We start from the raw sequence: 13,788 nt of genomic DNA, 5'->3' as shown, positions 1-13,788 counted from the left end.
CTTAGCAAGTAGAAAATGAGGGTTAAAACACCGACTGAATAACAACGTTAATCACGATACCGCCGAAAATTAACCAAGCAAATAAGATAGCAGCCATCAGTAAAGGTTTGATCCCTGCTTGTCGAATTGCACTGACATGCGTGGTTAACCCCAATGCTACCATCGCCATCGCTAATAAAATGGTATCTAACGTAATAATTTGTTTAACCAGTTGTTCAGGTAATAAGTTGAATGAGTTAAACGCGGCGACCAAAATAAAAATCACGGCAAACCAAGGAATAGTAATTTTACTTTTTTGGGCGCCTTCTTGTGTGCTAGCCGCATTTTTACGGCTAATAAATGCAGACAAGATAATTAAAAACGGAGCCAGCATCATGACACGCAACATTTTCGCAATTACTGAAGCATTTTCTGCATCTGGACCGATAGTGTGACCAGCGGCAACGACTTGGGCGACTTCATGAACGGTTGAACCGATATAAATCCCGAACGTTTCCTGAGTTGCAGGGAACCATCCGAAATGCGCATTTAACTGATATAACCATGGGTAAACGAAAATACCGATGGTACCGAAGATAACCACGGTTGAAACGGCAACAGCGACCTTACTTGCAGACGCTTTAACCACTGGCTCGGTTGCCATTACGGCTGCGGCACCACAAATACTGCTACCAGCACCAATTAACATGGTGGTTTCATCATCAAGTTTGAACACTTTTTTACCAAGCCAGTAAGCTAAGAAAAAAGTGGAGGTTAATGTGAGCGCATCAATAATCAGTCCTGTGGCTCCCACGTCGGTAATCTGCTGAAAAGTTAGGCGAAAACCATATAAAATAATACCGGCACGTAAAAAATAGTGCTTGGCGAATTTGATCCCCGCATTGCTACTTGTACTAATCGCAGGGTAAATGGTATTTCCTACGCAAATACCAAGAAGAATAGCCAGAGTGAGCGCGCCCAGCCCGATATCCATAAACCATGACTGTTCACCAAGGTATATGGCAATGGCTGTTAAAACTCCCGCTAAAATGATCCCCGGAACAAGTTTTAGAATAGGGAACGAACGATTTTGTATTATTGCTTTGGTTCCAGTTTTATCCATGACTACACTCTTTATGACGACTTAGATTAAGTTGGAATAAGCATATAACAAAAAATTAAATAATATAAATTGATTGTTTTTCTATTATCTATCTAAAAAATAGATTAAGAGTTTCTTCTGGTATATTGCTAATAAATGATTAATATTAACAATATTATTACAACTACATAATTATCTTGGAGCTTTCTGTATGCGTATTACACTGAGGCAGCTTGAAGTTTTCACGGAAGTATTGAAAAGTGGCTCCACGACGCAGGCATCGCAATTATTAGCGTTATCGCAGTCCGCAGTGAGTGCTTCACTGACTGACTTGGAAGGGCAGTTAGGTGTGCAACTCTTTGACCGTGTAGGTAAACGGCTTGTCACTAACGAACATGGGCGCCTACTTTACCCAAAGGCATTAGCGTTATTAGAACAAGCATTTGAAGTCGAACAACTGTTCAAAAAAGAGATGGGAGCAGTTCGTTTGGCGGCAAGTACCACAATAGGTAATTATATGTTGCCTGAGATTTTAGCCGGGTACCGTCATGATAATCCTGAAATTCCACTGGAATTATTTATCGGGAATACCGAGGAAGTCATTAAAGGTGTGATGGAGTTTCGGGCGGATGTGGGGCTGATTGAAGGAGTTTGTCATAGCCCTGAGCTGATTTCAAAACCGTGGTTAAAAGATGAGTTAGTGGTATTTTCTGCACCAAGTAACCCATTAGCGCAGAAAAAAGTGACCTTAAAAGAGTTAAAAGATGCGCCATGGATCTTGCGTGAAAGAGGTTCTGGTACGCGTGATGTACTAGACCAACTACTATTTGCACACCTTCCGGGCTTTCATATTTTAATGGAATTAGGTAATTCCGAAGCGATTAAACATGCGGTACGCTTTGGGATGGGTATCAGCTGTTTATCTCGACGTGTGATTGCTGAGCAGCTAGAGAATGGTACGCTGGTGGAGCTTGAAGTGGAAGAGTTACAACTTGAGCGTACGTTATACCTGATTTATCACCGTCAGAAGCATCTTTCTAACGCGATAACGAATCTGCTGGATTATTGTAATTGACGTTTTCTTTACCATAACGTGTTTTGCTAATAATTATTGCTGGATTATGAAGGTATCTTATAACAGCAAAGTGTTGCTTAGTTCTGCCGTTTGAGTTTGTTAGAATCCCCGTGTTATTGACTGAAAATAAAATACAGGGAACAGATGGCAGAACAACATACTACGACATCGATGAGCGGCGGACCAAGATTACGTCGAGAACTAAAAGCTCGTCACCTCGCGATGATCGCAATTGGCGGCTCCATCGGAACCGGTCTATTTGTGGCATCGGGTGCCACCGTAGCGCAAGCTGGGCCGGGTGGGGCGCTCCTCTCATACGCCATTATTGGTTTAATGGTGTACTTCTTAATGACCAGCTTAGGCGAATTAGCGGCGTACATGCCCGTCTCCGGCTCCTTTGCGACTTATGGCGCAAAATATGTCGATGAAGGCTTTGGCTTCGCATTAGGTTGGAACTACTGGTACAACTGGGCTGTTACTATTGCGGTTGACCTTGTGGCTGCACAATTAGTGATGACCTACTGGTTCCCAGATACCCCAGGTTGGATCTGGAGTGCTATCTTCTTAGCGATCATTTTCTTACTGAACTACATTTCTGTTAAAGGCTTCGGTGAAGCAGAATATTGGTTCTCGCTAATCAAAGTGACCACAGTGATTATTTTTATCGTTGTCGGTGTGCTTATGATTTTCGGCATTATGAACGGTGCCGAAAATGCAGGTTGGCATAACTGGGAAATTGGTGATGCACCATTTGCAGGGGGATTCTCTGCAATGATTGGTGTTGCTATGATCGTAGGGTTCTCATTCCAAGGTACTGAATTAATCGGTATTGCGGCGGGTGAGTCAAAAGATCCAGCGAAAAATATCCCGCGTGCGGTGCGTAAAGTATTCTGGCGTATTTTGCTGTTCTATATCTTTGCGATTTTAATTATCAGCTTAATTATTCCTTACACTGATCCAAGCTTACTGCGCAATGACGTAAAAGATATTAGCGTGAGTCCATTTACGTTAGTATTTGAAAATGCAGGTTTATTATCAGCAGCAGCGGTGATGAATGCCGTTATCTTAACAGCGGTTCTCTCTGCGGGTAACTCCGGTATGTATGCGTCAACGCGTATGCTGTACACCTTGGCTCGTGAAGGTAAAGCACCGAAAATCTTTGCTCGCTTGTCAAAAGGTGGCGTACCACGTTATGCATTGCTGGCAACCACGGTTGTGGCGGGTCTGTGCTTCTTAAGCTCAATGTTTGGTAACCAAACGGTGTATCTGTGGTTATTAAATACGTCAGGTATGACCGGGTTTATCGCGTGGCTAGGGATTGCTATCAGCCATTACCGCTTCAGAAGAGGCTATATTGCGCAAGGTAGAGATCTTAATGACTTGCCATACCGCTCAGGTTTCTTCCCAATCGGGCCAATCTTCGCCTTTATTCTGTGCTTAGTGATTACACTGGGTCAGAACTACCAAGCCTTCTTAGAAGATAAAATTGACTGGGTGGGGGTCACCGCAACCTATATCGGTATCCCTCTGTTCTTAGCTATCTGGTTCGGATATAAAATCGTGAAGAAAACCTCGATTATCCGTTATAAAGAGATGAGCTTCCCGTCATATAAAGAGAATTTAGAGAAGTAATTTTCTCTTAAAAAACCAATAAAAACAGCACCTTAATGGTGCTGTTTTTTTATCTATCAGTAGTGTCCATATCGACATTTCCCCTTCAAATAATCAAAATTTTGAATTAAGTCACATAATTTATCGCTGAAAGTCATGAATCATTCATCAATGGTATTGATAAGTATTACCATTTGCATTATTGTTACCGCCTGCAAATGAGAGTTAATTACTTAATTGATTTAGCTTCGAAAGTGGTAAACCTCAGAAAGTATCATGTCAAAAGAATAATAAACCTTTGGGGCGTTAGACGACCCATGCTGAGCATAGAAAATTCATTGTTAAGATAAAGAAATCTCTTGGAGAATTGGGAATGGTTGTTTTTACTAAAAGAAAAATAGCAGTTAGCATTATTGCAGCTATCACTGCGGTACCTGCTTTTGCGAATGACAGCAGCGATAAAATTTTTGTAACAACTGCATCAGGCTATCAGCAAAAAATTGAAGATGCACCAGCATCAATTTCCGTTGTGACCCGTGAACAGCTAGAAACTAAAGCTTATCGCGATGTGACGGATGCCCTGAAGGATGTTCCAGGTGTTCTTGTTACCGGTGGTGGTAGCAGCTCCGATATTAGTATCCGAGGGATGGATGCAAAATACACCATGATCCTTATCGATGGGAAACGTGTAGATACACGTAGTACTCGCCCAAATAGTGATAACTCAGGTATCGAACAAGGCTGGTTGCCACCATTACCGGCGATTGAGCGTATTGAAGTAGTACGTGGTCCTATGTCATCGCTATATGGTTCTGATGCAATGGGTGGGGTAATTAATATTATTACTCGCCGTGTACAACAAGAATGGACGACCAGTTTACGTGCAGATACTACCATTACAGAACGCAAAAATTCGGGTAATACAGGACAAGGAAGCTTCTATACATCTGGACCATTAATTGACGGTTTATTGGGAGTTAAAGCCCAAGGACAGTATTCACATCGTAGTGAAGACAAAATCATTGATGGATTTAATCGTCAAATTATGACTAGTGGCGGAGCGACTGTGTCATTAACTCCAGATGATAAAAACACGTTTGATGCGGAATTTAAACGTGATAACCAGCATCGTGATGACCGTGAAGGTTATACAAATAAAAGGGGTGATGGTAGCGGTTTTAGTAAATATGAATTGACCCACATGGCGTTAACTCATACGGGTATTTATGACGTTGCATCGACGGACACTTATGTTCAGTACGATGAAACAAAAAACCCGGGTCGTAAAATGACCGCAGAAGACCTTGTGTTCCGAAATCAAAGTGTCTTTTTATTAGGTGACCACAGCGTAAGTATTGGTGGGCAATACCGTAAAGAGAAACTGAAAGATGAAGGAAATAAGTTTAAACAATATAATGAATTAGACAGATACAGCTGGGCATTATTTGCAGAAGATGAATGGTTAATGACAAATGACTTTGCATTAACAGGTGGTCTGCGAATGGATAATGATGAAAACTACGGTGCTCATTGGACTCCTCGTTTATATGGTGTTTGGCATGCAGATGAGCAATGGACGATTAAAGGTGGTGTATCTACAGGCTATAAAGCACCAAGTTTACGTGAGTCGTCGGCAAACTGGGGACAAGCAACTGGTGGCGGTAAAGGAAATGCCGTCATTTACGGTAACCCAGATCTGAAACCAGAAAAAAGTATCACTGAAGAGATAGGTGTTATTTGGAATAATCAGAATAACCTAACTGCAGGGGTTACTATTTATAATACTGATTTCAAAGACAAAATAACAGAAGTTCGACGTTGTGATGATAGCATTGACACGATCAGAGATTGTACTGTAGAAAAAGATGGTGAAGGTGATAAACCAGGTAAACCATACCGTTTTATTAGCGATAAAGCCAACGTCGACAAAGCAAGAATGCAAGGTGTTGAAGTGACTTTCAACTGGGGAATTCTTGATAACCTCGAATTTGCAGCGAACTATACCTATACGCACACAGAACAAAAAAGTGGCGTAAATAAAGGTAAGCCGTTGAGTAAACAGCCTAAGCACATGGTAAATACCACTTTGACTTGGGATACAACGGAAGATCTACAAACTTGGGGCCGTATGAATTTCCGTAGTGAAACTTCAGATTATCAAGGTCGTGGTCAGCAAATGAGTAAAGGAACACCTTCTTATGCACTGTTTGACCTAGGTACGAGTTATAAACTCAGTAAAAATGCCAACATTGTTGGTGGTGTTTATAACGTGCTAGACCGCCGTGTAGATCAAGGAACCTATGGGGCTGAATTAGAAGGCCGTCGTTATAATATCGGCATCAACTACAACTTCTAATTAAACTATTAATTATTATTCATCCAAGCCCTTTGGTTAATCGCCAAAGGGCTTTTTTGTACTATTATTTAAAAAGAAAATAGGTATTCAAAAAGAAAATAAATATTTCAGAAATAAAGATATGGTTATTTATCACTGACTGCGTCAATCTTCCTCACCGCGATATGGAGCCGAGCAGGAATAGACTATGCCCAAGTTTAACCGTTATTTTAGAGCTAGTTGTCTGAGCTTTTTACTATTTATAGGCGGTATTTCTCACGCTCTTGCAGGGGATCCGGGACCTTACCGATTAGTTTTTCTCGATATCTCGCAATCACCGTATCAAGATGGTCAAAAATTATTAATCGAATTGCGCAAAATGGAGAGGCTATCCTCAGTACAAAGAGACGCCTGCTTTATGTGTAATGGCAGTGATGATGGTGATTCCGATGTGGAAGTGTTGTATGTCTACTCAGTTCCGGTGGGGTTATCCATTGAAGCACTCCGTAAAGCCGTCAATGGTGATGTTGAGGCGAGAAACAGTATGCAATCGGTACTGGGTAATTTTAAAGACCAATATGATTATGGCGTGGATGGTTTATTGATTTATAACCATCAAAAGGGGAACGTGACGGTCTATACGATGGATAACAAAATCGGTAGTCCATTGCAGTCAGAAACCAAAGCCGTAAAAAGTAAATTACTGCACTCAAGTTTAGATCTGTTATTGGAAAAAAGCGCAGCAAAATTAAACCGACCGATTTAGCACTTTACTAAGGATAATCAATCGGCTTGAGTGTCATTTATCATCTTAAAAATGTGTCATATTAGCTATCAGAACGGAAAGTCCAAAATTATCAGAATTTCTCATCGAAAAGGGGGCGTTTTGTTAACAAATTGGCTTGCTATTTACAGGTATGACGTGCAAAATGCGCGGACTAAAAAATGACTGATGCCTGATAAAAACCGGCATCGGTTTTTTTGCTTTTTAGGGTTCTTTCATTTTAACGGGGCCGGATATCAGGCCGGATAGATAAATAAATATTTACGTGTAGCTAATATTTCACGCTACAGCTTTGAGGAATGCTTTTATGGCTTACTTTTTCGCACTGGCAGCAGGGCCAAGCGGCCGTCGTTGCCGCATTGATGACTACGGAGCAAACACCGGCTTCGCACAGACACTTTTTCACTTCTCCTCTTTCTTTTCTGCTTATAGGCAGATGCAAAGTCTTCCCAGTAACTGTCGATTGAGTCGAAGTACGCAATCGAAAGTTATGGGAGGGCTTTATCATGCAAAATAATTCCGTACCTTTAGATATCGGCCACAACCAAACTGGCGCCAATAACCGTGTTCAACTTGCGAAGACATTAACGCTTGTACAAGTTGTCATGATCGGTATTGCGTATATTCAGCCAATGACTATCTTTGATACTTTCGGAATGGTATCAGATAAAACGGGTGGTCACGTCCCGACTTCATACATTATTGCACTTGCTGCGATACTGTTTACTGCACTGAGCTACGGTAAGCTGGTTAAACGCTTCCCATCCGCTGGTTCAGCATATACTTATGCCCAGAAATCAATGAGTCCACATATTGGTTTCCTTGTGGGTTGGACATCTTTGCTGTCCTACATTTTCATGCCAATGATCAATATCTTATTGGCGAAAATTTATTTACAAGATATTTTCCCAAATGTTGAACCTGCGTTTTTTGTTATTGGTTTGGTTATTTTAATGACCGCCGCAAACTTACGAGGCATCAACGTGATTGCAAACTTAAGTACGGTTATTGCGATTATCCAAATAGGGGTAATGGCCGTATTCACAGGTTTAGTGATCCACGGGGTTTCAAATGGAGAGGGGACTGGGGAGATCTGGACATTCAATCCATTTGCTAATGAAAAAACAGAATTAATCCCACTTATTGCTGGGGCGACAATTCTCTGTTTCTCATTCTTAGGCTTTGATGGATTAAGTTCACTGTCAGAAGAGACACCAAACGCAGGTAAAGTCATTCCTCGTGCAATTTTCTTAACCGCACTGATTGGTGGCGTGATCTTTATTACTGTTTCGTTCTTCTTACAGCAATTTTTCCCAGACGTTTCACGCTTTGCGAATATTAACGAAACACAGCCTGACATTATGCGATTTGTGGCGGGGTCCTTCTTCCAAGCCATTATCCTTGTGTTCTCTTGTGTCACGGTATTAGCATCCGGTATGGCGGCTCATGCGGGTAGTGCGCGTCTAATGTATGTAATGGGTCGTGATGGCGTATTCCCAGAAAAAGTGTTCGGCTACGTTAGCCCAACATGGCGTACACCAGCTTATAACGTCTTATTAGTTGGCTTCTTAGCCCTCGGCGCTATCTGGTTTGAGATGGATTTTGCAACAGCATTAATTAACTTCGGTGCACTGATTGCATTTACATTCGTCAATATTTCAGTCATCAGCCAGTTCTTTATCCGTGAACGTCGTATTAAAGGCTTCAAAAACATCATGAACTATTTGATATTACCGATCATCGGTACGCTAACAGTCTGTGTGCTGTGGCTGAATATCGAAGAAGATTCAATGGTTTATGGTCTGATTTGGACGGCGGTTGGTCTGGTGTATATGGTTGTGCTGACTCGTATGTTCCGTAGGCCGATGCCGCAGATGAGCGACGTATAGATATATTCTTCATATTTCGCGCCGTAGCGTTGTTGGCATCATAAAGTCACCCGAATCACATACTCATGTATGCTCATCGGGATGACTTTATTTGCCGCCTAGCTACAACACGAATTATTTTGAATGTGTGTAAGCATCAAAATGATTGAACGGCAAACGGCAAACTGAAATTGATGACGAATAAAAACAGCGCCTTTGGGTGCTGTTTTTGTTTCTAAAAGGCATTAATAATTCCTTAACATATTAATCTTATGTGATATTGTGGATGGGTTTAATGACAAGACCCTGACAGGAAGGCATGAGATGAATGATGTAAAAAATCCTGAGAACCAACGATTATTACTCACACTCAGGAACATTGTTGGCAAAAAAAATATCCTTACCGAACCCCATAAAACAGAACGTTATCGCAAAGGCTTCCGCTCAGGAGTGGGTGATGCCATTGCCGTTGTATTCCCAACCACGTTACTCGAACAGTGGTATGTATTTAAAGCCTGTGTCGAAGCTGACAAAATTGTGATTATGCAAGCGGCAAACACAGGGCTTACCGAAGGCTCTACGCCGAGCGGTTATGATTATGATCGTGATATCGTCATTATCAGTACGTTACGCCTAAACCAAATTCAAGTGTTACCCGAATTTAACCAAGTGGTCGCGATGCCAGGCAGTACGCTCTATGACCTCGAAAAAATCCTCAAACCACTGGGGCGTGAACCACACTCCTTAATTGGCTCTTCATGCATTGGTGCTTCCGTTGTGGGAGGAATTTGTAATAGTTCTGGTGGCTCCCTTGTACGTCGCGGCCCTGCTTATACTGAGTTGGCTTTATATGGGCGCGTCAATGAAGATGGCAAAGTTGAGCTGGTAAATCACTTAGGTATCGAATTGGGGAAAACCCCCGAAGAGATCTTAACCAACCTACAAAACCGTCGCTATAGCAGTGAAGATATTGAAAATAGTGAAAAGTTGGCATCCGATCATGATTATGCAGAACGCGTGCGTGATGTTGATGCAGATACACCATCGCGCTTTAATGCGGACGAGCGTCGGTTGTTTGAAGCCTCTGGCTGTGCTGGCAAGTTAGCGGTCTTCGCTGTTCGTTTAGACACTTTCCCTGCGGACAAAGCCACACAAGTTTTCTATATTGGTTCGAACAATCCAGATGTTCTAGAAGACATTCGCCGCCATATTTTGAGCGAGTTTGAAAACTTGCCTGTTGCGGGTGAGTATATGCACCGTGGCTGTTTTGATATTGCAGAAATTTACGGCAAAGATACGTTCTTAATGATAGATAAATTTGGTACCGATAAAATGCCAATATTCTTTACCATTAAAGGGCGAATGGATGCGGTGTTAAATAAAGTGCCACTACTGCCATCAAACTTAATTGACCGTACCATGCAGCTGCTAAGCAAACTGTGGCCATCTCATCTACCACCGCGCATGAAACAGTTCCGTGACCAGTATGAGCACCATTTAATGCTCAAAATGGCAGGTGATGGCATTGATGAAGCCAAAGTCTGGTTGAAATCCTTCTTCGCCACAGCGGATGGTGGTTATTTTGAATGCACACCAGAAGAAGGCGCAAAAGCATTCTTACATCGCTTTGCCGCTGCGGGATCTGCTGTTCGCTACCATGCTGTACATAATAATGATGTGGAAGATGTCCTGCCGCTAGACATAGCACTAAGGCGTAATGACCGTGATTGGTTTGAAAAATTGCCACCAGAAATTGAAAACCTGATTGTGCATAAATTATATTGCGGACATTTTATGTGCCACGTCATGCACCAAGATTATGTCTTGAAAAAAGGCGTAGATCCGAAAGAGCTGAAGCAAAAAATGTTGGAGTTACTGGATGCGCGAGGTGCTCAGTACCCAGCAGAGCACAACGTTGGGCATTTGTATCAAGCGCCAGAACAATTGAAATCATTTTATAAAGAGTCAGACCCAACAAACACCATGAATCCAGGTCTTGGAAAGACCACTAAGCGGAAACATTGGGAAGGGGATTGTGGTTGTGACCACTAGATCACTAGACCACTAAAAGATAATAAAAATGGGCAGGTTTTCTGCCCATGAGATTGATGACAAAGAGGGATAAAAACGTGGTTTTTCCCTCTTTGTGTTATCAGGCGAAAATCAATAAATTGATTTTCCTCGTTAATTTTACAACTCAAAAGAGCTATTTTTATCTCTATCACTGACAATCAACTTGCTAATTCTGCGGCATAGTTCACTAAGGCTTTTAATTGCTGACAGCGTTTTTCATCTTCATGATGAACTTCCATGAGCAATTGAATTTGCTGTAAATAATCCGTTAAACGGCTTTCAGTAAAATAATCGCGGCGATGCTGTAACCAACGCTGCTGCTCATCATAAGAGAGAGTTGCAGGGAAATTGCGCGCCTTATAACGGAAAAATAGCGCCTTCATCCGTTTATCTTCAAAGCTAAGATCCAATGCGGGTAAATTCTGTGGTGGCGTTTCGCGAATAATGTCCATTGTAGAGCGATCAGACGGGCTGAAAAAACCATTATAGATTTGGCTATCCACATCGTTATTTTCTTCAAATTTTTGGGCGACGCTGAACAGCTCAATCAATTTATTCCGCACATCAGGGTTTTTGCGCAATAATTCCAAATTACGCATGCACAGGTCTCTATCAATACCTGTACGCTCAGCATCCACTGTTCGCAAGGTTTTCTCAGGGGCAAGGATTGGGCATTTGTTAATATGTACCAGTTTAACTGGGACGGGTAGCTCGTCACCTAGTTCGGCTTTCGGTGTGTATAAGCGCTCACGAAGTTCATCCGCATTTAACGTTAGAAGCGGTGACATATCGGCAGACAGGTCGCACATAATCACCGCATTTTTATTCTCAGGGTGCCAAGCGAGAGGGGCAACTAAGCTGATATAAGAGCGTACCGCGCCAAACATCCCTGATACATGAACTAACGGGGTCATATCCACGATGTCGATCAACTGGTTAATTTTGTTTTTATTTCGCAGTTGATAGAAATAATCAAACATGCGGGGTTGAGCTTGTTTCAGTAACTTAGCCATATTAATGGTTGCTAAAACGTCAGACATCGCATCATGGGCATTTTCATGGGCGACGCCGTTAGCTTTGGTTAAGTGCTCAAGGCGTAAGCTAGGTAGCCCGTCATCATTTTCTGGCCAGTTGATCCCTTCAGGTCGTAGTGCAAAGCAAGCACGTAATGCATCCAAAAGATCCCAGCGAGAATTACCCTGTTGCCAGCTATAGGCGTATGGGTCATAAAAGTTGCGATAGAAAATATTCCGCGTCACTTCATCATCAAAGCGAATATTGTTGTAACCCATAATGCAGGTGTTAGGTACGCTGAATGCGTTATGAATGCGCTTCGCAAATTCCGCTTCATTCACGCCGTTGGCCATCGCGATTTGCGGGGTAATGCCGGTTATCATTACTGCTTCTGGCTGAGGTAGATAATCATCCGTAGGTTTGCAGTAAAATACTTCAGGTTCATCGATGATGTTGAAATCTAAGTCTGTGCGCACACCCGCAAACTGAGCAGGGCGATCCAGAGCCGGATGCTTACCAAATGTTTCATAGTCATGGATAAAAAAGGTCGGCTGATTATGCTTATTTTTCAAAATGAGGTCCATCGTCGATTTAGGTGAGTAATGCAAACGCATAACGGTTTGATGCTATGGTAAACCATCTGACAGAAAATCTAAACTTATGTGGGGGATAGCGTCGCGAGTGAAGAAAATGGTATTCCAGTTGCATTAATGATGCTACGTAGCGTTTTTAACGTTGGGTTTCCGCTTGGGGATAATGTTCGATAGAGTGTTTCTCGGGACAAGCCGGACTGTTCGGCTATATCCGCCATCCCTCCTCGAGCTTCAATAATATGGCGTAAAGCTAATAAAAATGCGGCTTGCCCGCCATCTTCATCAATCTGTACAAAGGCTTGCTGTAGGTAAATTGGGATGAGAGTTGGATCTTTACGTAGCATTTCAACCACTGCATCGTCATGTAATCGAGATTTAGCCATGTTTGTTCCTACCTTAAATAATCGGTTAGATACTGAATTGCGATATCAATATCTGCTTGCTGTGTTTTTTTCGTACCTATTAAAAGCAGTAAAATAATCTCGTCTCTAACTAAACTGTAATAGATTCGATATCCAGGTCCTTGGTCAATTTTTAACTCCCATACTCCATTTCGACAATATTTGTGTTTCCCTAAATTTCCTTTAGCCAGTTGGTTAATACGTAAGACCACTTTAATTCTAGCAATTGGGTCTTTGATTTTATCGATGAAATCTGAGCATGGATCTTTACCATCCGTGGTTAAATAATGCCGGATTATACGCATATGTCCTCATGGTATCTTATAGGCTACAATGTTCAAGTGTTTTGTTTCAGTAAAGAACGTTATTACTAACATTGATTAATAAAACAGGCGGAATTTAATGGAGGAAGTTTGTCTGTATGTAAATGGCTTACGAGCACGCTCGCAAATCAAATCCTAAAGATGCATTGGCAATGCAAATCATTAAATTCAAATCAATAAAATAGCGAATGTGTCTTGTAAGGAGACCCTAGAAGAAGGTATTGTGTTAATAGACAATACATTTTGATTATTGAATAGGGGATTTTAAACATGGACAACGCCAACAAACCAACTTTCCAAAATGTACTGGAATTTGTGCGTATGTTTCGTCGTAAAAATAAAATTCGTCGCGAAATCACGGATAACGAAAAGAAAATTCGTGATAACCAAAAGCGTGTTCTGCTGTTAGATAACCTGAGTGAGTACATCAAACCAGGTATGTCCATTGATGATATCCATGGCATTATTGCAAACATGCGTAGCGACTATGATGATCGTATCGATGATTACATCATTAAGAACGCTGAATTATCCAAAGAGCGTCGTGAGATCTCTAAAAAGCTTAAAGAAATGGGTGAACTCTCTTCTAAGTTAGACACTAAATAATCCCCAATCTAAAGCGTTAAAATA

Annotated in this window: 11 protein-coding genes; 7 read left to right on the top strand and 4 right to left on the bottom strand. The window is 41.7% G+C overall.

Annotation, left to right across the window (positions count from 1 at the left end; translation table 11 throughout):
- Positions 1–22: 22 nt before the first annotated feature.
- Positions 23–1,102, bottom strand: a complete 1,080-nt coding sequence (locus LDO51_RS17805) for a YeiH family protein (RefSeq protein WP_225575622.1) — start codon at positions 1,100–1,102, stop codon at positions 23–25.
- 190 nt (positions 1,103–1,292) lie between these two features.
- Between LDO51_RS17805 and yieE the strand changes: the two genes are divergently transcribed.
- The 6 genes from yieE (at position 1,293) to dld (ending at position 10,806) form a co-directional block, all read left to right on the top strand.
- Positions 1,293–2,156, top strand: a complete 864-nt coding sequence (gene yieE / locus LDO51_RS17800) for a DNA-binding transcriptional regulator YeiE (protein WP_036953026.1) — start codon at positions 1,293–1,295, stop codon at positions 2,154–2,156.
- Between the two features lie 144 nt (positions 2,157–2,300).
- Positions 2,301–3,788 carry an amino acid permease gene (locus tag LDO51_RS17795; protein ID WP_154603563.1) on the top strand — a complete coding sequence of 496 codons (1,488 nt, stop codon included), beginning with the start codon at positions 2,301–2,303 and terminating at the stop codon, positions 3,786–3,788.
- A gap of 352 nt (positions 3,789–4,140) precedes the next feature.
- Positions 4,141–6,123, top strand: a complete 1,983-nt coding sequence (locus tag LDO51_RS17790) for a ligand-gated channel protein (RefSeq protein ID WP_225575621.1) — start codon at positions 4,141–4,143, stop codon at positions 6,121–6,123.
- A 187-nt stretch (positions 6,124–6,310) separates the two neighbouring features.
- Positions 6,311–6,868: a hypothetical protein gene (locus tag LDO51_RS17785; protein WP_225575620.1), complete on the top strand. Its 558-nt coding sequence runs from the start codon at positions 6,311–6,313 to the stop codon at positions 6,866–6,868.
- A gap of 524 nt (positions 6,869–7,392) precedes the next feature.
- Complete coding sequence (locus LDO51_RS17775) at positions 7,393–8,775, top strand: APC family permease (protein WP_225575619.1); 1,383 nt, start codon at positions 7,393–7,395, stop codon at positions 8,773–8,775.
- Positions 8,776–9,078: 303 nt separating this feature from the next.
- On the top strand, positions 9,079–10,806 hold the full coding sequence (gene dld / locus LDO51_RS17770; RefSeq protein WP_225575618.1) for a D-lactate dehydrogenase: 1,728 nt from the start codon (positions 9,079–9,081) through the stop codon (positions 10,804–10,806).
- 179 nt (positions 10,807–10,985) lie between these two features.
- Here the strand turns inward: dld and sbcB are convergent, their stop codons facing one another.
- From sbcB to LDO51_RS17755, 3 genes are all read right to left on the bottom strand, one after another.
- On the bottom strand, positions 10,986–12,425 hold the full coding sequence (sbcB, locus tag LDO51_RS17765; protein ID WP_225577307.1) for an exodeoxyribonuclease I: 1,440 nt from the start codon (positions 12,423–12,425) through the stop codon (positions 10,986–10,988).
- 74 nt (positions 12,426–12,499) lie between these two features.
- The gene (locus LDO51_RS17760; RefSeq protein ID WP_225575617.1) at positions 12,500–12,817 is read right to left on the bottom strand and encodes an addiction module antidote protein; all 318 of its coding nucleotides are present in this window, start codon (positions 12,815–12,817) and stop codon (positions 12,500–12,502) included.
- 8 nt (positions 12,818–12,825) lie between these two features.
- On the bottom strand, positions 12,826–13,140 hold the full coding sequence (locus LDO51_RS17755) for a type II toxin-antitoxin system RelE/ParE family toxin (protein ID WP_225575616.1): 315 nt from the start codon (positions 13,138–13,140) through the stop codon (positions 12,826–12,828).
- A 288-nt stretch (positions 13,141–13,428) separates the two neighbouring features.
- Here LDO51_RS17755 and tmaR point away from each other — a divergent pair, with 288 nt between their 5' ends.
- On the top strand, positions 13,429–13,764 hold the full coding sequence (gene tmaR / locus LDO51_RS17750; protein ID WP_225575615.1) for a PTS system regulator TmaR: 336 nt from the start codon (positions 13,429–13,431) through the stop codon (positions 13,762–13,764).
- The last annotated feature ends 24 nt before the right edge of the window (positions 13,765–13,788 follow it).

This window comes from Providencia alcalifaciens (genome assembly GCF_020271745.1).
GTDB lineage: Bacteria > Pseudomonadota > Gammaproteobacteria > Enterobacterales > Enterobacteriaceae > Providencia > Providencia alcalifaciens_B.
The sequence above is the reverse complement of the archived record's forward strand: the minus strand, read 5'-3'. Positions and strand labels throughout refer to the sequence as shown.